The organism is Herminiimonas sp., assembly GCF_030655415.1.
This window is the reverse complement of sequence record NZ_JAURVN010000014.1, coordinates 527858-549890: the sequence shown is the minus strand read 5'-3', so window position 1 is coordinate 549890 and position 22033 is coordinate 527858. Positions and strand designations below refer to the sequence as shown.

At 51.0% G+C, this 22033-nt stretch carries 23 protein-coding genes; 16 read left to right on the top strand and 7 right to left on the bottom strand.

What is annotated here, in order from left to right:
* Window positions 1-15 precede the first annotated feature (15 nt).
* Window positions 16-3462 (bottom strand): transcription-repair coupling factor, encoded by a 3447-nt coding sequence (gene mfd / locus Q7T66_RS11785; RefSeq protein ID WP_304933517.1) that lies wholly within the window; start codon window positions 3460-3462, stop codon window positions 16-18.
* A 203-nt stretch (window positions 3463-3665) separates the two neighbouring features.
* Between mfd and ispD the strand changes: the two genes are divergently transcribed.
* From ispD to Q7T66_RS11765, 4 genes are all read left to right on the top strand, one after another.
* A complete protein-coding gene (gene ispD / locus Q7T66_RS11780; RefSeq protein WP_304933516.1) occupies window positions 3666-4355 on the top strand; it encodes a 2-C-methyl-D-erythritol 4-phosphate cytidylyltransferase in 690 nt (229 codons plus the stop codon).
* On the top strand, window positions 4352-4855 hold the full coding sequence (gene ispF, locus Q7T66_RS11775; protein ID WP_304933515.1) for a 2-C-methyl-D-erythritol 2,4-cyclodiphosphate synthase: 504 nt from the start codon (window positions 4352-4354) through the stop codon (window positions 4853-4855). Before ispD ends, ispF begins: the two co-directional genes overlap by 4 nt.
* 91 nt (window positions 4856-4946) lie before the next feature.
* Complete coding sequence (locus tag Q7T66_RS11770) at window positions 4947-5243, top strand: ferritin-like domain-containing protein (RefSeq protein ID WP_304933514.1); 297 nt, start codon at window positions 4947-4949, stop codon at window positions 5241-5243.
* 155 nt (window positions 5244-5398) lie between these two features.
* On the top strand, window positions 5399-5695 hold the full coding sequence (locus tag Q7T66_RS11765) for a hypothetical protein (RefSeq protein WP_304933513.1): 297 nt from the start codon (window positions 5399-5401) through the stop codon (window positions 5693-5695).
* 152 nt (window positions 5696-5847) lie between these two features.
* Here Q7T66_RS11765 and Q7T66_RS11760 read toward each other — a convergent pair whose 3' ends face one another.
* Together Q7T66_RS11760 and ompR are read right to left on the bottom strand one after the other, a co-directional pair.
* Window positions 5848-7221, bottom strand: a complete 1374-nt coding sequence (locus tag Q7T66_RS11760; RefSeq protein ID WP_304933512.1) for a sensor histidine kinase — start codon at window positions 7219-7221, stop codon at window positions 5848-5850.
* Between the two features lie 28 nt (window positions 7222-7249).
* Window positions 7250-8017, bottom strand: coding sequence for a two-component system response regulator OmpR (ompR, locus tag Q7T66_RS11755; protein WP_304933511.1), 768 nt, complete (start codon window positions 8015-8017; stop codon window positions 7250-7252).
* Window positions 8018-8187: 170 nt separating this feature from the next.
* On the opposite strand from ompR, the gene Q7T66_RS11750 reads away from it, so the two are divergent.
* The gene (locus tag Q7T66_RS11750) at window positions 8188-8508 is read left to right on the top strand and encodes a hypothetical protein (RefSeq protein WP_304933510.1); all 321 of its coding nucleotides are present in this window, start codon (window positions 8188-8190) and stop codon (window positions 8506-8508) included.
* A gap of 162 nt (window positions 8509-8670) precedes the next feature.
* On the opposite strand, the gene Q7T66_RS11745 is transcribed toward Q7T66_RS11750, so the two are convergent.
* The 3 genes from Q7T66_RS11745 to flgA all read right to left on the bottom strand — a co-directional run bounded on the left by Q7T66_RS11745 (window position 8671) and on the right by flgA (window position 10300).
* On the bottom strand, window positions 8671-9150 hold the full coding sequence (locus Q7T66_RS11745) for a flagella synthesis protein FlgN (RefSeq protein ID WP_304933509.1): 480 nt from the start codon (window positions 9148-9150) through the stop codon (window positions 8671-8673).
* A gap of 7 nt (window positions 9151-9157) precedes the next feature.
* Window positions 9158-9460 (bottom strand): flagellar biosynthesis anti-sigma factor FlgM, encoded by a 303-nt coding sequence (gene flgM / locus Q7T66_RS11740; RefSeq protein ID WP_304933508.1) that lies wholly within the window; start codon window positions 9458-9460, stop codon window positions 9158-9160.
* Between the two features lie 120 nt (window positions 9461-9580).
* Window positions 9581-10300 carry a flagellar basal body P-ring formation chaperone FlgA gene (gene flgA / locus Q7T66_RS11735; protein WP_304933507.1) on the bottom strand — a complete coding sequence of 240 codons (720 nt, stop codon included), beginning with the start codon at window positions 10298-10300 and terminating at the stop codon, window positions 9581-9583.
* A 185-nt stretch (window positions 10301-10485) separates the two neighbouring features.
* On the opposite strand from flgA, the gene flgB reads away from it, so the two are divergent.
* The 11 genes from flgB to flgL all read left to right on the top strand — a co-directional run bounded on the left by flgB (window position 10486) and on the right by flgL (window position 21167).
* Entirely contained in the window at window positions 10486-10905 is a 420-nt protein-coding gene (gene flgB / locus Q7T66_RS11730) for a flagellar basal body rod protein FlgB (protein ID WP_304933506.1), read from the top strand.
* Window positions 10906-10907: 2 nt separating this feature from the next.
* Entirely contained in the window at window positions 10908-11312 is a 405-nt protein-coding gene (flgC, locus tag Q7T66_RS11725) for a flagellar basal body rod protein FlgC (protein ID WP_304933505.1), read from the top strand.
* A gap of 19 nt (window positions 11313-11331) precedes the next feature.
* Entirely contained in the window at window positions 11332-12003 is a 672-nt protein-coding gene (flgD, locus tag Q7T66_RS11720; protein WP_304933504.1) for a flagellar hook assembly protein FlgD, read from the top strand.
* A gap of 40 nt (window positions 12004-12043) precedes the next feature.
* Entirely contained in the window at window positions 12044-13297 is a 1254-nt protein-coding gene (gene flgE, locus Q7T66_RS11715) for a flagellar hook protein FlgE (protein WP_304933503.1), read from the top strand.
* 124 nt (window positions 13298-13421) lie between these two features.
* A complete protein-coding gene (gene flgF / locus Q7T66_RS11710; protein ID WP_304933502.1) occupies window positions 13422-14162 on the top strand; it encodes a flagellar basal-body rod protein FlgF in 741 nt (246 codons plus the stop codon).
* Window positions 14163-14230: 68 nt separating this feature from the next.
* A complete protein-coding gene (gene flgG, locus Q7T66_RS11705) occupies window positions 14231-15013 on the top strand; it encodes a flagellar basal-body rod protein FlgG (RefSeq protein ID WP_304933501.1) in 783 nt (260 codons plus the stop codon).
* Window positions 15014-15094: 81 nt separating this feature from the next.
* Window positions 15095-15763 (top strand): flagellar basal body L-ring protein FlgH, encoded by a 669-nt coding sequence (locus Q7T66_RS11700; protein ID WP_304933500.1) that lies wholly within the window; start codon window positions 15095-15097, stop codon window positions 15761-15763.
* Between the two features lie 130 nt (window positions 15764-15893).
* A complete protein-coding gene (locus tag Q7T66_RS11695; RefSeq protein ID WP_304933761.1) occupies window positions 15894-16949 on the top strand; it encodes a flagellar basal body P-ring protein FlgI in 1056 nt (351 codons plus the stop codon).
* Window positions 16950-16956: 7 nt separating this feature from the next.
* Window positions 16957-17889, top strand: a complete 933-nt coding sequence (gene flgJ, locus Q7T66_RS11690; protein ID WP_304933499.1) for a flagellar assembly peptidoglycan hydrolase FlgJ — start codon at window positions 16957-16959, stop codon at window positions 17887-17889.
* Between the two features lie 114 nt (window positions 17890-18003).
* Window positions 18004-19941, top strand: a complete 1938-nt coding sequence (flgK, locus tag Q7T66_RS11685; protein ID WP_304933498.1) for a flagellar hook-associated protein FlgK — start codon at window positions 18004-18006, stop codon at window positions 19939-19941.
* 11 nt (window positions 19942-19952) lie between these two features.
* Window positions 19953-21167 (top strand): flagellar hook-associated protein FlgL, encoded by a 1215-nt coding sequence (gene flgL / locus Q7T66_RS11680; RefSeq protein ID WP_304933497.1) that lies wholly within the window; start codon window positions 19953-19955, stop codon window positions 21165-21167.
* Between the two features lie 54 nt (window positions 21168-21221).
* On the opposite strand, the gene fliR is transcribed toward flgL, so the two are convergent.
* A complete protein-coding gene (gene fliR / locus Q7T66_RS11675; RefSeq protein WP_304933496.1) occupies window positions 21222-22016 on the bottom strand; it encodes a flagellar biosynthetic protein FliR in 795 nt (264 codons plus the stop codon).
* Between the last annotated feature and the right edge of the window lie 17 nt (window positions 22017-22033).

Below are 22033 nucleotides of genomic sequence, written 5' to 3'. Positions count from 1 at the left end.
TCGGGGCGTTACTCGTTATGTTAGCAGTGCGCGTATCGTGTTCTTGATTTGCAATACGCGCGCGGCGAGGTCGGGCATGTTTGCCGTAATACGCAATTTATCCTGACCATTCAATTTGATGTGACGATTCTTTTGTATCAGCTCGATGATGCGCATTGCATCGATAGGCGGATTCGGCTCGAATTGCAACGTCGCCGATTCTGCATGCGCATCGATCTTGATGATGCCGACTGGTACCGCAGCAACGCGCAATCTATGTGTTTCCACCAAGGCTTGCGCCGCATCCGGCAACTTGCCAAATCGATCGATTAATTCTTCCTGCAAATCGTTGACCGCATCCTGTGTTTTGCAATTCGCTAGACGTTTGTAGATAGACAGACGTTCGTGCACATCGCCGCAATAAGTGCTCGGCAATAGCGCCGGCACGTGCAGGTTGATCTCGGTCGTGGTCGAAAGTGGCGCGGCCAGATCAGGTTCTTTGCCACTCTTCAGCGAACGTACCGCTTCATTCAACATATCGGAATAAAGTTGGAAGCCAATTTCGGTCATTTCGCCGGATTGATTGTCTCCAAGCACTTCACCGGCGCCACGAATTTCCAGATCGTGCATCGCCAGATAGAAGCCGCTACCCAGTTCTTCCATTTGTTGAATCGCATCAAGGCGGCGTTGTGCGAGTTTGGTTAAACCTTGTACGTCATGCACCAGCAAATATGCATACGCCTGATGATGCGAGCGACCAACGCGGCCGCGTAATTGATGCAATTGCGCCAGGCCGAATTTATCGGCTCTGTGCATGATGATGGTGTTGGCTGTCGGTACGTCGATACCGGTTTCAATAATCGTTGTACACAACAGGATGTTAAAACGCTGTGCGACGAAATCGCGCATGATGCGTTCCAGATCGCGCTCGTGCAACTGGCCGTGTGCGACGCCTATGCGGGCTTCTGGCATCAGTTCTTCCAGCATCGCCTTGCGATTCTCGATGGTCTCGACTTCGTTGTGCAAGAAGTAAACCTGGCCGCCGCGTTTCAATTCGCGCAGACAGGCTTCGCGTATCACTGATGCGTTTTCGCTGCGTACGAAGGTTTTGATCGCGAGACGTTTTTGCGGCGCAGTCGCGATGATGGAAAAATCACGCAAACCTTCCAGCGCCATTCCCAAGGTACGTGGAATCGGCGTAGCAGTCAGCGTCAATACATCGACTTCTGCACGCAATGCTTTCAGCGTTTCTTTTTGCCGTACACCGAAGCGATGTTCTTCATCGATGATAACCAGACCCAAGCGAGCAAACTTGGTATCGGCCGACAATAATTTATGTGTTCCGATCACGATATCTATCGTGCCGTCGGCCATTCCTTTCATCGCTTGCGTGATTTCTTTGCCGCTGCGGAATCGCGATAACTCGGCGATGCGCACCGGCCAGTCGGCAAAGCGATCAGCGAAGGTTTGCGCATGCTGTTCTGCCAACAGCGTCGTCGGTGCCAGAATCGCGACTTGTTTGCCACCGAGTACAGCGACGAATGCAGCGCGCAAGGCGACTTCCGTTTTACCAAAACCAACGTCGCCGCAAATCAACCTGTCCATCGGTTTGCCGCTGGTCATGTCCTGGATCACGGCATTGATGGCGGCGGCTTGATCGACGGTTTCTTCAAAGCCGAAGCTTTCGGCAAAGGCTTCGTAATCGTGTGCAGAATATTCAAAGCTGTGGCCTTCGCGCAATGCGCGGCGGGCGTACAGATTCAATAGTTCCGCAGCGGTGTCGCGAATTTTTTCAGCAGCGCGGCGTTTGGCTTTTTCCCATTGACCGGAACCGAGCGCGTGCAAAGGTGCATCGTCAGGCGACGCGCCGGAGTAACGCGAGATCACATGCAATTGCGAAACCGGCACGTAGAGCTTGGTGTCCTTTGCGTATTCGAGATGCAGGAATTCGGTTTCGCCTTCGCCCAGATCCATGCTGATCAGACCCATGTAGCGCCCGATGCCGTGATTGATGTGCACTACCGGATCGCCGATCTTTAGCTCGGACAGATCGCGCACCATCGATTCGACTTGCGTTGCGCCTTCTTGTTTCTTGCTACCGACGCGGCGGCCTGAACCGGCGTACAACTCTGTTTCTGTAATAAAGGCGAGGCCGCCGAGTGTATTGCCGAGTTCGAAGCCGGCGTGCATCGGCGCGACGCCTAACATTAATTTTGCAGATGCTGTGCTGAAATCGGCAAAGCCATCAGCTGGCGTGAGTGCCAGATCATATTCGTTGAAATACTGTTGCAGCGTTTCGCGGCGGCCGTTGGTTTCGGCGCAGATCAGGACGCGCTTGTCGGTTTGCAGCAGGTAGGCCCGCAGATTGACCAGCGGATCATCGGCGCGGCGATTGACGGCGATATTCGGCAATGAAGCCGACAACTCGGACGCGACATCTTCGCTTTGTATGACCCAGCGGCCATATGGTTTTGCCAGCGTGAAAAAGTTTTCATCGCTGAGAAAAATCTGTTCCGGTGCGAGCAAAGGACGTTCTCTATCTGACTTGAGGAAACGGTAGCGCGATTGCGTATCCGTCCAGAAGCGCTTGATCTCCGCATCGATATCACCGACTAATGCAAAGGTCGTATCGGTAGGAAGATAATCGAACAGCGTTTTGGTTTCTTCGAAAAACAGCGGCAGATAATATTCGATACCGGCGGACGCGATGCCGCTACCAATGTCTTTGTAAATTACCGAGCGACTTGGATCGCCTTCGAACAATTCGCGCCAGCGACCGCGGAAAGCGGTGCGCGCTTCTTCATCCATAGGAAATTCGCGCGCTGGTAGCAAACGTACTTCCTTGACTGGATACAAAGAGCGCTGCGTGTCCGCGTCGAAGGTGCGTATCGTGTCTATCATGTCGCCAAACAGGTCGATGCGATACGGCAGCACCGAACCCATAGGGTAGATGTCGATCAAGCCGCCACGCACGGAATATTCGCCCGGCGACATGACTTGCTTGACCGGGCTGTAGCCGGCGAGCTGCAACTGCGCTTTCAGCTTCGCCTCGTCCAGCTTCTCGCCCTGCTTGAAGAAGAAAGTATAGGACGCGAGGAAGGAGGGCGGCGCCATGCGCACCAGCGCGGTGGTCGCAGGAACAATCAACACATCGCATTGACCGTTTAATACTTCATACAGCGTGGCCAAACGTTCGGATACCAGATCCTGATGCGGCGAAAATGCATCGTAGGGCAGCGTCTCCCAATCCGGCAGCAGATGGCAGCGCAGCTTTTCCTGCCCTTCGCTGGTGAACCACGGGATTTCAGTGAGCAGACGTTGTGCGTCGCTGGCGCTGGCGACGACGACCGTCAACATGCGCTTGTGCGATTTCAGTTCTGCTGCGGCTTGCGCCAATACGTAAGCGTCTGCCGAACCGTGAACTGAGGGCAGGACAAAACGAGCGCCGGGCTTGGGGAGAGATTTTTTTAGGTCGAAGGACATCAAATAGCGACATTGCACATGTCAGGGTGGTCAAAAAATGCCGGCATGCTTGCCTTTGTGCACTTCATTTGACAGTGAAAAATTATGATGAGATTATAAACCAAGCCCCGCAGTGGAGTCCTGCTCTGCTTGGGCGCGTGCGCAATCCGAAATCGATTTCCCCTATAAAAGAGCGCACCCGTGCATATTCCCCTTATTTTCTTATGAATTCGCCCCGTTATTTCGCCCTGATTCCTGCTGCCGGTGTTGGTGCGCGTATGGGCGAAAAAATTCCCAAACAGTATGTCGCCATCGCTGGCAAACCAATGTTGCGACGCGTGCTGGATACGTTTTCGATTGCTGAGTCCGTGACGCATACCTTTGTCGTGGTGAGCAAGGACGATGCGTACATCGATACGACGTTGCCGGTAGATCAATCTCATCTGAGCGTGCTGCGTGTAGGCGGCGAGACGCGGCATCAGTCTGTATTAAACGGCTTGCACGCGATTCGTGAACAGGTCACTGATGAGGATTGGATATTGGTGCACGATGCTGCACGTCCTGGCCTGACGATTACCTTGATTGATGCCTTGATCAACACTCTGCAGGACGACGAAGTCGGCGGCTTGCTGGCGGTTCCTGTGGTCGATACCTTGAAGCGTTCCGGCAGCGGTGGTCGTGTCGATGAAACTGTGGCGCGCGATCGCTTGTGGGCCGCGCAAACGCCGCAGATGTTTCGTTATGGATTATTGTGTCGCGCATTGGAACAGGCCGTTACCGTCACCGATGAGGCCAGCGCGGTCGAGGCATTGGGCTTGCAACCAAAACTGGTGGAAGGCAATGCTCGCAACTTCAAGGTAACGCTGCCGCACGATGTGGCGCTTGCCGAACTTTATTTAAAAGGACTTGTATGACCAACCGGATTCCGGCCTTGACTCCATTCAGAATCGGCCAAGGTTATGACTGCCATGCCTTGGTTGAAGACCGCAAGTTGATTATTGGTGGCGTCACGATTCCGCATGTGACAGGTTTGCTCGGGCACTCTGATGCCGATGTGTTGCTGCACGCAATTACCGATGCGTTGTTTGGTGCTGCGGCATTGGGTGATATCGGCCGACATTTCCCGGATACCGCAGTGGAATTTGCTGGCGCTGATTCGCGCGTGTTATTGCGTGAAGCTGCCAAGCGTGTGGCGGCTGCAGGTTTTCGCATTGGCAATGTGGATGCGACCATCATTGCGCAAAAACCAAAGATGGCACCGCATATCCAGCAGATGGTTGAGAACATTGCCGAAGACCTCGGCATTGCGATTAATCAAGTGAATATCAAGGCAAAAACGAATGAAAAACTGGGCTATTTAGGAAGAGAAGAGGGAATTGCTGCTGAAGCGATTACGCTGATTTATCAAACTTGACAAAAATAGTTGAAATTTATTTCCTTTATCCCTGTCTACAGAATAGGTATTAATTATTTATCTGAAAACACGTCTTGAAGGGGATGAAAATATGTCGAATGAAGGCTACCACGAACCAGTTGATAAATTATCAGCAGAAACCATGGATATGCATAGGGCGATTACTTCGCTGATGGAGGAGTTGGAGGCGGTTGATTGGTATAACCAACGCGTCGATGCAGCCACTGATCCAGAGCTGAAAAAGATCCTGATCCATAATCGTGACGAGGAAAAAGAGCACGCCGCGATGGTGCTTGAATGGATACGCAGACGCGATCCAAAAATGGACAAAGAGTTACGGGATGCTTTGTTCAAAGACGGCCCGATCACCGGCGATCACCACGAATAAATGCTGCAAAACGGTGTAAAAAATACAATCCTGTAAAAAGTATTGAATTTTCAAAAACTGTCACCATCTATTGCAGCATCGGCCGGATTCACGCATAGTGTGATTATGCATTTTCGTTTGAGCGGCTTTATCAAGTAATTCAGGAGTGACATCACATGGCATCTTTTCTTTTCAGTCAGCACGCACAAGGTTGGCAACAAATGTTCCGTCGCAGTCAATCGGGCGGTTTCTTTTCGCGCTTGTTCGCATGGCTGATGTTGGGTGTCGTATTGACGGTCGGCTTGCTGCTGATCGTCAGTGTGTTACTGCTGAGCTGGTTGCTCATTCCGGTGCTGATGTATAAACGTCGCCGTGCATTGAAAGCGCGTTTTGAAACTGAACGTGCTTATCGTCAATCGTCGCAAGGCGATATTATTGACGGTGTTGTGACCGAGGTTAAAGACAAGGTTTAAGTAGGAATAGTCTGAGTAATATTAGGCTGTAATAAAAAAACCGCCCATGCTTGCAAGCATGGGCGGTTTTTTTTATTACAGATCAAATTAGGTTGATCGCTTTTGATTATTTTATCTGTGCGCTTAATTTATGCAGATCTTTGCATCTTGCTTTAAATCGGAAATGGTCCCAGTTTTTTCTTTGGATTTGCGAATACGATTTGCACCGTCAAGCCACCGCCATCACGATTGAATAAATTGAGTTTGCCGCTGTGTCGTTTGACGATTCTGTCGACAATGGCTAAGCCTAATCCTGCACCATTCGCCTGACCGCGCGCGCTGTCCATGCGCGTGAACGGGCGCAACAGTCGACTGATTTCATCGTCGGGTACGCCGGCGCCATGATCGGCAAATTCCAGAAAAACTTTATCGCCTTCTGTGCGGCAGCAGATATCAATAGCGACATGTGATGCATCGCTTAACTTGCCATAGCGCCGTGCATTTTCAACCAGGTTGTTGGCTATTCTTTTTATGTCGATGGCATTGCCAAGCACGGTGACATTTTCTTCTATCGTTTTGTTGATATTCACGTCTGGCAGGCGCGCTGCTTCATGCGCTGTATCGCTGGTTAATGCAGTCAAATCAATGATTTCAAAATGGCTGGTATCGACTGGTTTTGCATAGTCGAGGAATTGACCAATGATGGCGTCCATTTGATGCAGATCGGATTGCATGCCTTTGCGCGCATCGTCGGGGAGGCCAGCCATTTCTACTTCCAATTGCATGCGAGCGAGCGGTGTACGCAAGTCGTGTGAGATACCCGCCAGTACGACGGCTCTATCGGATTCCACGCGATTCAAATCATCCACCATTTGATTGAAGCTGTGATTCGCTTCGCGAATTTCAGTAGGACCGCGCTCAGGTAACGGCGCAGGACGCTGTCCTTTTGCAATCGCGCGGGTAGCCGCGGTGAGTCGTGCGAGGGGTTGATTGATCAAGCCGGAAATCATCAATGCGCCCAGCAGGGACAGCAACAAGGTTGCGGCACCCCAGCCTATCCATTGCACACCGAAGGTACCTTCAACGCGATCGCGATCCAGCATCAACCAGTATTGATCATCGGAGATATTGAAGCTGACCCAGAATCCAGGCACATCATTGACGGTGCGGGCGAAGCGCGTTTCTTTACCCAAAGCGGCGCGAACATTTTCCTGAATACTGAGCACTAGGCTATTTTCAATCGGCGGTTCAACTACGTCAGTATCTTCCAGCGGATAGACGCGCACACCTTCATTGCTGGAAAGATCGAACAATAATTCGCGCCTTAGATCCTGCGCGGAATGCGTGAGTGCGGCACGCGTAATGGTAACAACGGAAATGACTTGTGCTGCGATTTGATTGGCGCGTGGAGTTTGTTCAACTACACGATAGCTGGCGACCCACGCTGCCATACTTGCTGCGATTAAAAAAGCGAGCAGGAAAAAGGTGCGCCAGAAAAGGCCACTTTTTATCCAGCTCAGGCGCGTAGGTGGTATGGGTGTCGACATCCTTGGAGTTTATCAGCGGGCCAAGGTCTTAGCGCGGTTTGCCTTCAGGAATAAAGACGTAGCCGAGACCCCAGACTGTTTGGATATAGAGCGGTGTCGATGGATCTGGTTCGATCAATTTTCGCAAGCGTGAGATTTGTACATCGAGGCTGCGATCGAATACTTCATATTCGCGGCCACGTGCCAACTCCATTAATTTTTCACGTGAAAGTGGTTGACGCGCGTGACGTGCAAAGACCTTCAAGACAGAAAACTCTCCGGTTGTCAGTGGCACAGTTTCGTCATTTTTTTTCAGTGTACGTGTACCAAGATCCAGCGTGAATTCGCCGAAGGTAAATGTTTGCGGTGTTTCTGACGGTGCGCCTGGCGCTTCATCCGGGCCGACGCGACGCAGCACTGCGCTGATGCGTGCCACCAGTTCGCGTGGGTTGAATGGTTTCGGGATGTAATCGTCCGCACCCATTTCAAGGCCGACGATCCGATCGACGTCTTCGCCTTTTGCCGTCAACATGATGATAGGTGTCTTGTCGCCAGCACCACGCAGACGACGGCAGATGGACAGGCCATCTTCACCCGGCAACATCAAATCGAGTACCAGCAGATCGTAGCGTTCACGCAGCCATAATTTGTTCATGGCTTGCGCATTCTCTGCGGTGACTACATTGAAGCCCTGTTCCGACAGATAGCGCCGCAGCAGATCGCGCAAACGCACATCATCATCAACGACCAATACTTTGGTCTGATGCGAATTGGTCGAATGGGTCGTTTCCTTCATTGGGGCATTTGTCGTATTCATTTTGCTATGGTAACTTCAGAAAGACTTCTCGGCATAGCGGGGAATGCAGGCATTACAAAGTGTTACAACCTTTACGGAAATGGGCTTAGGGCCTTAGGCAAAGCAGCATAGACTTTGTACGTGGATAAACGATAAGCGTGCATCAGTTAAAAACGCTGCGGAAGATAACGATGAATATTACATTGAAAAGAATAGGGACGATGATGTTGCTGGCAAGTGCCTTGGCCAGCACAACGGCTGCGTTTGCTCAATCACGTTTATACGAAACATCCTTTATGCATGTTTCGCAAAATGATGATCGTAATCGCTCAAATCAAGATAGACGTGGGAATGACGACAGACGTCAATCGGCTGATCGTGCTAACGACAATAATGCCAACCGTAACGCGGAGCAATCGCGCCGCGATCCCAAGTTGTCGCCGGATGAACGACGCGCCTTGCGTCGTCAAATCGATGAGGCAGGGCGCGATATCTATGCGCCACGTCGCTAGAAATCAGCTGCGATAGCTAACGATTTTTAGAAATTTTGATTGGGGTGAGTTTGATATTGCAGCGGAAGAAGCTTGTTGCTTCATTCCGTCGCTGCTCAAGATGAGCGGCACTGCAAGAAAATATCGAATTTGAAAATTCGACTTTAAAGTCAGGCTTGAAAATCAGCCTGCAACGATATGGCGTTTGACAGACTTGTTTGCAGTCTGGCCATCCGGTCCGTAGACCGCATTACCTTGTACATTGCCGTGCTGCAGAATATTCAACACATTCTGATTACGCACCATTTGTTTGTTGATCAAAGTGCCATTGATGCGATTCAGTTCTTTCCCAACTTCAGCCAATGCGATCAGCTCGTGCCAGGATTTGTGCGCGGTTTCTGATGCAGCTGGAGTTGCCAACCACGCTTTCATTCCCGTTTCATCCGCTTCAAAGCCAGCTTTGGCCAATGCTTGATGACGTGCTGTAGCTAGCTCAGCCATACGTACGGCAGCTTTTGCTTTAGGTTCGGTCAGCGCCTTGATGGCTTCGATATCCCCTGCGACTAACTGTTCTTGTTCTTGCTGCAACAGTTGAGTCAATTCGCGGACGGCTTGGTGTTCTTTACTCAGGCTGTCAGCAGGGTTGATATCGGATGAACTCATGATGGTTTTAACCTCTACGTGCGGAGATCAGGTCTTTTACCGTATCCATCAGTCCGTCAGCAACGCGCTCGGCATTTACCTGGAACTGACCACCGGCAATCGCTGCCTTGATCTCTTCAACTTTTTTCGTATCAAATACGCTGGCACTGGAAACCTGGCTAGTCAACGCCTGTACCTGTGTGGACAGTGTGACATTGCTGGACGATGCCTGGCTATTGGCAGCGGCTTTTTCAGCTCCTTTGCCTGCGCGCGCTTGCGTCGTAGTGACGCCTACTGGTGCAGTTTTCTTGCTTGTGTCATCAATTTTCACGACATCACTCCGTTTAATGTGCGGCAAAACGCCTATCTCATGTCAGTTCTATCGGCGTTATCGCACTAAACTTTAATACTAAATGGAGCGAAGGTGGAATTATGTGTCGCAATTTCGTTATTAATAAGTTAATTCAACAATCCCGCCCAGCTTGGCGATGCCGCTGATGACCTGGCCGTTAGAGGTTCTGACCTGCGTCAATTGCCCTTCGTTCGCATTATTCAATGCGCGCGCTTCGCTCGATACGCTAAAACCAGCGCCATTCAAAATCACACGCACGGCTTGACCTTGCTGAATTGCCTGCTGATTGCGCAATGCATCCTGACGCAAAGGCGAACCTAATCTGACGGAGTTCGCAACTGTGCGGCCGATCGCTTGCGACGCGTCGGTAATGATTCCGGCCGGCATCGCTGTTAAATCGCCTTTTACTTTGGCGAGATCAGCTTCTGTAATGGTTTGTCCTTGCGCCAGTGGCACTGCTGCGACCATATAGTCGCCGTGCACTTGTACCTTGGCTGATACATAAATTGTCCATGGCGACGGCACGCTGCAACGTATGCCTACCGTGGTTTTGCCCCAAGCCTTGCTGGATGAGGGGAAGAATGCTTCCGGCGTTGCACAAGCCGGTAATTTCATGCGTGGATCAATCGAACCTACTGTCACTTTCACTTCGCCCGGTAAGCCGGAAGCCTGGGTGCGCAAGAATTGTTCAGCCGCCAGCTTCAACGCGCCAAGATCCTGGCGTGCTTCTGGTTCCGCGACTTGCGCGACGGCGAATGGAGCCGACAGGGCGAAGGGCATAGCAAGAGCGGCGAGGGCAAATTTGAAGGAGAGTTTCATGGCGGCCAGTGGTTGGATTGCACGACCATATTACTGACTTCGTGTTCAGCCAAAACCGTGAATAGCATGGATTTTTGTCTTCTTATCGTTTGATCGACGTGACAGAGTGCTCCGTATGATCAACGCTATAGAAATCCATTACAGGCGCGGGGAAGATTCCCTGAATGCACACTTCGGAGGTCGTAATGATCGGAAAACTTGATGACATGATGCGCTTTCAGGAAACCGCCCTGAATCTGCGCGCGCAGCGCCAACAGTTGCTGGCATCGAATATTGCCAATGCGGATACGCCTAATTACAAGGCGCGTGATGTCGATTTTAACAAGGCATTGCAAGGTGCGCTAGCCAAAAGCAGTAGCGGCACAACATCAGCGAACGAACTGGCTAAAACGTCAACTGTGCATCTGGCTTCAAACACGAATCAAACCATAGGTGGTGCGCCTTTACTTTATAGCAATACGCAGCAAGGTAACGTCGATGGCAACACAGTCGACATGGATGTGCAGCGCAATCAATTTACCGATAACGCGATGCGCTACGAAGTCGGCATCACGCTTGTGGCTTCCAAAATCAAGGGTATGCTTACCGCTATTCAGGGGCAATAATCATGTCGCTATTTAATATCTTCAATGTAGCCGGTTCGGCCATGAGCGCACAGAGTCAGCGCCTGAATGTGGTATCCAGCAATATCGCCAATGCCGAAAGTACGACCAGCGCAAACGGTCAGACTTATCGCGCCAAGCAAGTCGAATTTCAATCAGTGCCTATGTCCGGCGCAACTTCAACCGGTGTCAAAGTCAATCGTGTCGTCGAAGACGCGTCACCCTTGAAAATGGTGTTCGATCCTAAGCATCCGAACGCTGATGAAACCGGTCACGTCGCGCTACCCAATGTCAATGTGGTCGAGGAAATGGTCAACATGATTTCCGCATCACGCTCGTATCAAACCAATGTCGAAACCATGAACGCGGCCAAGACAATGCTTCTTAAAACGCTGACGCTCGGTCAGTAAATAATAAAAAGGAATAATCATGGCCGCTATTACGAATACTTTACCGCAGTCAGTACTTGACGCGATGAATCCAAAGGCAGCTACCTCGGCATCGACCGCAGCGGAAGCGCAGGATCGCTTTTTGACACTGCTGGTTACGCAGATGAAAAATCAGGATCCTCTGAATCCTATGGATAACGCGCAGGTCACCAGCCAACTGGCGCAATTGTCGACCGTTACCGGTATCGATAAATTGAACTCCACAGTGGAATCATTGATGGGCAGTTACCAGTCCAGCCAGTCGCTGCAAGCGGCAGCGCTGATCGGTAAGGGTGTGCTCGCACCGGGCAACCAAACCGGTCTGTCGGAAAAACAAGCGCTGATGGGTGTTGAGTTTCCATCTGATGTTGATAGCGCAGTGATTACGATCAAAGATGCTTCCGGCAATGTGGTGCAAACCATCGACGTCCCTAAACAAACCGCGGGCTCTAAACCGATCATCTGGGACGGTAAAAAATCTGATGGCACCGATGCTCCTAATGGCACTTACACATTTGATGTGAAAGCCACGCTCGCAGGAAAACCTGTTGAAGTCACAGAGCTGCAATTCGGCATGATTGCCACGGTTTCCACCACAGCGGGTCAGAACGTCAAGCTCAACGTACCGGGCTTGGGCGAACTCGAATTGTCTGATATTCGTCAGTATCTTTAATGTTGCGCAATCCTATTAAATTAAGCCAGGAGAAATAAACATGAGTTTCCAACAAGGTTTGAGCGGATTGAATGCCGCAACCAAAAGTCTCGAAGCAATCGGTAATAACGTCGCGAATGCGGGTACCGTCGGCTTCAAGCAATCACAGGTGCAGTTTTCCGATGTCTACGCCAACTCGCTGGTTGGTTCTGGTGGCGGCGCGCAGATCGGTATCGGTACACAGGTATCGCGCGTTGCTCAGCAATTCTCACAAGGTAACGTGACTGCCTCCAATAACCCGCTTGATATGGCGATTAATGGTGGTGGTTTCTTCCGCATGAGTGATAACGGCGCAATCAGCTATTCACGCAATGGACAGTTCATCCTGAGCAAGGAAGGCTATATCGAAAGTGCGTCGGGTCAGCGCTTGACCGGTTACCTTGCCAATGCAAATGGTACTGTCGCAATTGGAGCGCCGGCCGAACTACACATCGACAAAGCCGATCTGGCACCTGCCGCTACAAGTACCTACGAATTGAAACTGACACTCGATTCACGCAAGGCAGTTCAGCCTGCAGCCAGCTTTGATGCTACCGATCCAACTACCTTTGCCAATTCAACTTCAGCCAAAGTGTATGACAGCCTCGGTAATTCACATGATTTGCGTACGTTTTACGTGAAGACCGCAAGTGGCGCAGCGGGTGCAACATGGACCGTTTTTGCTACGGTTGATGAAGTGCCTATTGGCTATGTTCCTCCTGCAGCGCCCGTTGCGATTGGTACGATGGACTTCAATAACGGGGGCGTACTGACCGGTACCACGCCAGCGCCTCTGGTAGCGAACATTGCCGTGACCAGTGGTGCGGCAACACCTTTTACTGTTTCGATCGATAGCACCGGAACGCAACAATTCGCACAAGACTTTGGCGTCGCCAAACAACTGCCGGATGGTTATCCAGCTGGCACATTAATCGGCTTCAGCGTGGCGACAAACGGCGAGATCGTTGGCCGTTACACGAATGGCGAAAGCAATATTCTCGGACAAGTCATCTTGTCATCGTTCGCCAATCCTAACGGTTTGCAAAACATCGGTGATAACCAATGGGTAGAAACCGCTGACTCCGGCGCACCGCTGACCAGCACACCAGGCAGCAGCGGTTTGGGCGCGGTCCAATCCTCGCGCGTGGAAGATTCCAACGTCGACTTGACGGCTGAGTTGGTCAACATGATTACTGCGCAACGCTACTACCAGGCAAATGCGCAAACGATCAAAACGCAAGATCAGATTCTGCAAACTCTGGTGAACTTGCGTTAAGACTGAATATACGCTGACACTGATCTGAAGTTGAGCTGAACTGATGTTCAATTCAGCTCTGGCAGTAATGGTAGTCGCATCAGCGCTATGAATAACTGATGCGGCTGACCACAGGAGGAATGAGATGGATAGACTGATTTATACCGCGATGTCGGGCGCCAAGCAGATCCTGGAACAGCAGGCGACGGTGTCCAATAACTTGGCCAACGTTTCTACCAATGGTTTTCGCGCGCAGATGGATACCTTCCGTGCGGTACCGGTGGTCAGCAATGGCTTGCCTACACGTACCTTCGTGGTTGATTCAACTGTCGGCAGCGATTTCCGCACAGGTCCCTTGCAGCAGACCGGCCGCGCGCTGGATGTGGCCTTGGAAGGTCAGGGTTGGTTGGCGGTCGAGCGTGCCGACGGTACCGAAGGTTATACCCGCAGCGGCAGTTTGAAGATCAACGAAAACGGCGTACTGCAAACACAAAGCGGTTTGAATGTCTTGAGCGATGCCGGGCCGATCACCATCCCGCCAGACATTGTTTTGTCGATTGCAAAAGACGGCACGATTTCGACTGTGGAAGCCGGTTCAAAACCTGGTGTTTCGATTCAACTTGCGCGCATGAAGCTGGTCAATCCGGAACAAGCAAATATGGTGCGTTCCGACGATGGCTTGTTTGTAACTAAAGATGGCCAGCCGGCTGACGTCGATGCAAACGTTACTGTTGCGGCCGGTTATGTCGAGAGCAGTAACGTCAATGCAGTCGATGCCATGGTCAACATGATTAGTCTTGCAAGACAGTTCGAGCTTCATATGAATATGTTGAAGCATGCCGAGAGCAATGCGGCGAAAGCTACTGAATTTCTCGCTTTGAATTAATGCAGCTACGCGCAAAATGAGAACGGACGAAATGTCTGCTTCAGTTTGTCGAAATATTGGAGAAAAAAATGATTCGTTCCTTATGGATTTCTAAAACTGGTCTGGATGCGCAACAAACGCAGATGGACGTCATTTCCAATAACTTGGCAAACGTCAGTACTACCGGTTTCAAACGCACACGCGCCGTGTTCGAAGACTTGTTGTATCAAACAATACGCCAGCCTGGCGCTGCATCGTCGCAACAAACGGACCTTCCTTCCGGCCTGCAATTGGGTACGGGTGTACGTCCAGTCGCGACTGAACGAATTCATACACAAGGTAACTTGCAATTGACCGGCAATTCGAAAGACGTTGCGATCAATGGCGCGGGTTTCTTTCAAGTCTTGCTGCCCGATGGCACAACAGCTTACACACGTGATGGTTCGTTTCAAACGGACAGTCAAGGTCAGTTGGTAACGTCCAGCGGGTTTCCAATTCAGCCTGCAATCACGATTCCTATCGATGCCCAGAGTTTGACAGTGAGTCGCGACGGTATTGTGTCCGTCAAGTTGGCAGGTAACGTCGCAGCAACCGAAGTTGGCAACTTGCAATTGGCCACCTTTATCAATCCGGCCGGTCTGGAAAGCAAGGGCGAAAACCTGTACGTGGAAACCGGTGCGTCGGGCAATGCCAATGCCAATACACCTGGTACCAATGGCGCCGGCATCATGGTCCAGAACTACACAGAAACATCGAACGTCAACGTGGTGGAAGAACTGGTCAACATGATCCAGACTCAACGCGCTTACGAAATCAACAGCAAGGCAATTACTACCTCGGATCAAATGCTGCAGCGTCTGACGCAAATGTAATGCATTAGCCGTGCAAATGTATGCATAGCTAATGAATCAGGCAGTGCAGCAGCAAGAGTAAAACGAGGTAAAGGATTTATGATGAAAAAATATTTTTCGATGATGGTTGCTGCAAGCGCGCTACTCGCAGGCTGTGCAGTCATGCCGGAAACCATCGTGCAGACGCCGTTGACCGCGCGTCCTCAAGCATCGAACACGATTACGCCACCAGCGAATGGCGCCATTTTTCAAAACGCAGCTTATCGTCCGATGTTTGAAGATAGACGTGCGCGTTTGATCGGCGACACCATCACCATCATCATCAATGAGAAAAGTTCGGCGGGCAAACTGGCAGGTAGTTCAGCCAGCAAAACTGGCACCGTTGCCGCAGGCGTCCCGAATATTTTTGGCTTGTTCAGTTCTGTTACTGGACGTTTGAATGCGAGCGCTTCGAACGCGCTTAAATATGAAGACAAAGGTGCGGTAACTTCCAGCAATAATTTCATCAGCACCTTGACCGTGACCGTGATCGACGTACTGTCGAATGGCAATCTTATTGTCGCAGGTGAGAAGCAAGTTTCTCTCGACAAGGGTTCTGAATTTATTCGCTTCTCAGGCGTAGTCGATCCAAGCACCGTCAACTCCGGCAATATCGTTTCGTCGACACAAGTAGCCGATGCAAAAATTGAATACCGCACCAACAGTACTGTAGACGGCGCCGAAGTGGCATCGATGTTGGCGCGCTTCTTCCTCAGCGTACTGCCGCTCTGATTCTGTGTTGATGGAATTGAAGCAACAAGGAATACAAATGAAAACCGCAATCAGCACTTTGAGAAGTACACCGTTCCTATTTAAAAAATCGCTGCAGGTCATTGCTTGTTCCGCGTGCCTGTTGCTGCCGATGACTGCATCGCATGCGGAGCGCTTGAAAGATCTGACCAGCGTACAAGGCGTGCGGCAGAATCAATTGATCGGCTACGGTTTGGTTGTCGGTCTGGATGGTAGTGGCGATCAAACGACGCAAACACCATTTACAGTACAAAGCATCGTCAGCATGCTGCAGCAAATGGGCGTCAATCTGCCGCAAGGTACCAATCTGCAATTGAAGAACGTCGCTGCGGTAATGGTGACGACTTCGCTGCCTGCATTTGCACAGCCCGGTCAAAATTTGGACATTACTGTGTCATCGATGGGTAATGCAAAAAGCATACGCGGCGGCACTTTGTTGATGACGCCACTCAAAGGTGCTGATGGGCAGATTTACGCTATGGCGCAGGGTAACGTTGTCGTTGGCGGTGTTGGTGCGGCTGCGAATGGCAGCAAGGCACAGATCAACCATCTGAGCGTAGGTCGGATCTCCGCAGGCGCGACTGTCGAACGTGCAGTAGCGACTGCATTGGGGCAGGGCGATGTGATTTATCTTGAGCTGAAAGACACCGACTTCTCCACCGCGAGCCGTGTGGCTGATGCAGTCAATGCACGTTTTGGTCCACAAACCGCTGCTGCGCAAGACGGTCGTGTGATTCGCGTTAATGCACCTACGGATAACAATGCACGCGTTGCCTTCCTCGGTGCTTTGGAAAGTATCAACGTCACGCCAGCGCAAGTCAGTGCAAAAGTCATCATGAATGCGCGCACTGGTTCAGTCGTCATGAATCAAGCGGTGACACTCGATACCTGTGCGGTATCGCATGGTAATTTGTCAGTGGTGATTAACACGCAACCTGTGATCAGCCAGCCTGCACCATTTTCGGGTGGACAAACGGTCGTCGCACAACAATCACAAATTGAAATCAGTAAAGATCCAGGCAAGGTCATCTTGCTGAAAAATTCTGCCTCGCTAGCCGAGGTCGTCAAAGCCTTGAATTCGATAGGCGCGACACCACAGGATTTGCTGGCAATTTTGCAAGCTATGAAAGCATCGGGTTCACTGCGCGCAGAACTGGAAATTATTTAATCGTCACATGATTACGCCTGCCGACAATTCGAGTAATAGTCTTGCGATCGATGCCAAAGGCGTCGAGGCGCTAAAGCAATCGGCGCGTCAGAACTCGCCGGAATCGATCAAGGCTGCGGCCAAGCAATTCGAAGCGCTTTTCATGAACATGATCATGAAAAGCATGCGCCAAGCGACACCGCAAGAAGGCGTGTTCGATAACGAACAAACCAAAATGTACACGTCGATGCTGGATCAACAGTTGAGCCAGAATATGGCAACGCGCGGTGTGGGTTTGGCGGATGTATTGATACGTCAATTGTCTGGCAATCAAATGAATGCCGCCGTGGCGAGTGAAAACGCTGCCACGCAAAATGGTGGTGCGGATGACTTGAGCTCTAGTTTGAAAACCGACTTGCTGCGATCGCTATCCGAGCGTGCGGCACGTGCGCCAAAAAGCACATCCACTGACGATGCAGTTGTCGCAGCAACTGACAAGCCCAAGCATGTGCAGGCTTTCCAGGACAAGCTCACCGCGCATGCGGAAGAGGCCAGCAAGACGACCGGTATTCCCGCTAAATTCATGCTGGGCCAAGCTGCGCTGGAAAGTGGCTGGGGCAAGCACGTCATCCGTACTGCAGATGGCGGCACTAGCCACAATCTGTTTGGCATCAAGGCAACCGGCGGCTGGAAAGGCAAGACCGTGGATGCTGTTACCACTGAATACATTAATGGTGTGCCGCAAAAACGTGTGGAAAAATTCCGTGCCTATGATTCTTATGCAGATTCGTTCCGCGATTACGCGAAACTGCTGCGTGACAATCCACGCTACGAAAAAGTATTGGCGAATGCCACAGATGTAAAAGGCTTTGCACAGGGCTTGCAAAAGGCCGGTTACGCTACGGATCCCAAGTACGCAGAGAAATTGACCAACCTTATCAATCGAAATCTCGCAGCCTGATCGTTTTCATTTAGGTAACTCAAGAGTTATTCAAGTTGCAAGACAATGAATTGCAGGCTCAAGTTTTCCATCGATGTGCCGTACACAACGATATAGCGTTCAAAGAAATAGACCATGCCCAATATCCTCAGTATCGCGACTAGCGCACTTGCCGCAGCCCAGGCGGGTCTTGCCACAACTGGCCACAATATCGCAAATCAGAAAACCCCTGGTTATAGTCGCCAATTGGTGATTCAGACTTCGCTAGGCGGCCAGGATTTGGGTGGCGGTTATATCGGTAGCGGTACGACAGTAGAAACCGTACAACGCGTCTATAACGAATTCATCTCAAAGCAGGTTGTCGCTGCGCAAGGTAGTACCAGCCAACTGCAAAGTTACGCTACTCAAATTGGCAAGATCAATAACATGATCGCCGATTCCAGCACTGGCCTCACACCAGTGATTCAGGATTTCTTCAAAGGTATTCAAGATCTGGTCGCCAATCCTGGTTCGGCGCCATCGCGTCAAGCCATGTTGTCGGGCGCAGAATCGCTGGCAGCCCGTTTCCAGACCATGGATGGTCAGTTGCGTGCGATACGCGAAGGCGTGAATACTGAAATTACCGCTAGCGTCACGAATATCAATGCTTACGCAGAACAGATTAGTTCGTTAAATAATGCGATTGCCAAAGCGCAGGCCAATGGACAACCGCCTAACGATTTGCTTGACCAGCGCGATTACCTGGTTGGTGAATTGGCCAAGGAAGCCAAAGTCACTGTTAACAAGCAGAATACCGGTTACAGCGTGTATATCGGCAATGGCCAGCCTTTGGTTGTTGGTAATTCCGTCTACAAATTAACGACCGTTGCATCGTCAACTGATTTGGGCCGTTTGCAAGTTGGTTACACAACAAATGGAACCACAGTTACCTTGCCGGAAGAGGCGATCACAGGTGGCAAACTGGGTGGTTTGATTGAATTCCGTAACAAGTCGCTGGACCCAATACAAAATTCCTTGGGTCGTATCGCATTGGGCATCGCAGAAACCTTCAACGCGCAACATCGCCTAGGGCAAGATCAAAATGGCAACTTGGGCGGTAATTTTTTCAATTCTGCTCAACCTGCCGTCAATGCTGATTACAAAAACACCGGTACTGCAGTTGTCGGCGCCACGATCAGCAATGTAAGTGCACTAACCACCAGCGATTATCGCGTGTCATACGATGGCAGCAATTACAGCGTAACGCGTATTTCTGATAATGCGTCCATGTATTCCGGCGCAACATTTCCGACTGCCACGATCGACGGTGTTGATCTGACGATGACATCGGGGCCGATGGCCGCCGGTGATCATTACATGGTGCGACCAACTGTCAATGGCGCAGCAGATTTCAATGTGTTGATCAAGGATTTATCGTCGATAGCGGCAGCGACACCTATCGTTACCGGCTCAACAACTACGAATACGGGCACGGGCGCAATCAGCGCTGGTTCGATTACGGCTGCCTTTACTGCTGCGACTGTTGCTACACCTGTAACGCTGACGTATAACTCGACGGGTGGCACGTTGACGGGCTTCCCAGCCACGATGCCCGTTACAGTGACGACGAACGGTGTGCCGACGACTTACGCTGCAGGTGCAGCGGTTCCGTACACGGCGGGTTCGACAATTTCTTTTGGCGGTGCAGAGATTAAACTGAGTGGCGCGCCGGCAGATGGCGACACTTTCAAGATCAGCGCAAACGTCAATGGTCAGGGCGATAGCCGCAATATGCTGGCGTTGGGCGAATTGCAGACCAAGAATGTCTTGCAAGGCGGCACTGCAAATTACAATACTGCCTACAGTCAGTTGGTCAGTCTGGTTGGTAACAAGACACGCGAATTGCAGGTGAATAGCGCAGCCGAAGGTGGCTTGCTCAAACAACTGCAAACCGCTCAGCAGTCTGAATCCGGTGTGAATCTGGATGAAGAAGCAGCTAATTTGATCCAGTATCAACAAGCGTATCAAGCCGCTGCGAAGGTGATGCAGGCGGTGAGCGACATGTTTGATATTCTGGCTTCCTTGGGTCGATAAGGACAAAAATCATGCGTATCAGCACAAACACAATGTATGAGTTGGGCTCGCGTCAGATTAGCGACTTGCAGACTGCTTTGTTTAGAACTCAGCAACAGGTATCCAGCGGTATGCGTGTATTGACGCCGGCCGATGATCCTGTCGCTGCTGCTGCTGCATTGGGTATGGATCAGGCGCTGGCCATTAATGATCAATTTGCTCTGAATCGTTCCAATGCCAAGAGCGCCTTGTCTGAAGAAGAAAGTATCTTGCAAAGTGTCAATTTGCTTTTGCAATCAGTCAAGGATGTTGTGGTTGGCGCAGGCAATGGCGCGCTGGATGATGCACAACGCAAGATGTATGCGACTCAGTTGCGCAGCAATTTTGACGAGTTGATGTCGCTGGCAAATTCACGTGATAGCAGTGGTAATTATATTTTTGCCGGCTATCAAACAACCGTACAGCCATATACCCAATCTGCGACAGGCGCTAATTACGGCGGTGACCAGGGGCAACGCATGTTGCAGGTAGGCGCAGCGCGTCAAATGGCAGTGGGTGATGCGGGCTCCACCGTTTTTGAAGCAGGCATGAGCGGTAATGGGCGTTTTGTTACCGCAGCAGGTACGGCTAATACCGGTACCGGTTTGGTCAGCACTGGATCGGTGATTGATCAGACGCAATTGACCGGTCATGACTATGCAGTCACTTTCTCTATTGATGCCGCGGGTGTGACAACTTATCTGGTGACAGAAACACCACCACCTGCGACGCCAGCTACGCCACAACCGTATGTAAGCGGACAAGCCATCAGCTTTGGCGGCATGCAATTCGATATTAAAGGTGTGCCAGCTAACGGTGATACTTTTAGTGTGAAGCCAAGTGAAAAGCAAAGTGTTTTCACGGTGATTACCGATTTGTTGGCAACTATCTCAACGAGCGCTGTCGGCCCTCAAGGACAAACCAAATTAGCAAATGGATTAGCGGCTGCGAATAACAGCATTGCCAACGCACTTGTGAATATATCTGCTGTGCGTACAACGATCGGTACGCGCTTGAAGGAAATCGATAATCTCGATACCGCTGGCTCTGATTTAAAAGTCCAATACACCGCGACCTTGAAGCAATTGCAGGAAATCGATCCGGTAGAAGCCTATTCGAGTTTTACTCAGCAACAGTACACACTGGAAGCAGCACGCCAGTCGTTCATCAAAATCTCGGGCTTGTCGCTGTTCAATATGCTGACCTGATCAAATGGTTTGTTCTTGCGCTTGCAAGAACAAACCATTTCAATTCATTTACACCTATTGCTGTAGCGGTGTGAATGCAACGGTAATTCTCCCCATCGCATCAATTCCTTCTTGCATCAGATTGATGAACGGATTCATCAAGTAAGGCAGCACGACGCCTATCATGATGAAGCCGACGCCTATGGTGGTCGGGAAACCGATACCGAAAATATTCAGTTGCGGTGCGGCGCGCGTCAAAATCCCGAGTGCAATATTCGTGATCAATAGCGCGGCGACCATAGGTAAGGATAGTTGCACGCCTGCGCTGAAAATACGTCCACCCCATTTGACTATTTCGAACAAGCCTCCAGGCGAAACAAAGCTGCCAGTAATTGGCAAGAGCTCAAAACTTCGCGCCAGCGTAGACAAGACAACCAGATGCAGATTAGTGGAAAGATAAACCATCAGAATCAGCAGTGCCAGAAACTGGCTGATGACTGAGGTGCGCGCACGCGTCTGCGGATCGAAAAAACTGGCGAAGCCCAGCCCCATCGTCATGCCTGTAATTTCACCAGCCATCTCGACACCTGCAAACACAATCCGCATCGCAAAGCCCATCGTCAATCCGATCAGCAGCTGCTGCATCAAAATCAGGAAGCCGGTGGACGATATCGGGTCCATCGCAGGCATGGCAGGGACGGTAGGTGCAATGATCAGCGCCAGCATGATGGCGAGACTGATTTTGACGCGCGCCGGAACGCTGACATTGCCGAACAATGGTGCAACGGAAATCAAACCGATGATGCGCGTTAGCGGCCACAGCAATGCTGCGATCCAGGTATTAAGTTCGGCGCTGGTGATACTGATCATGCGATCGGTGACTGCGA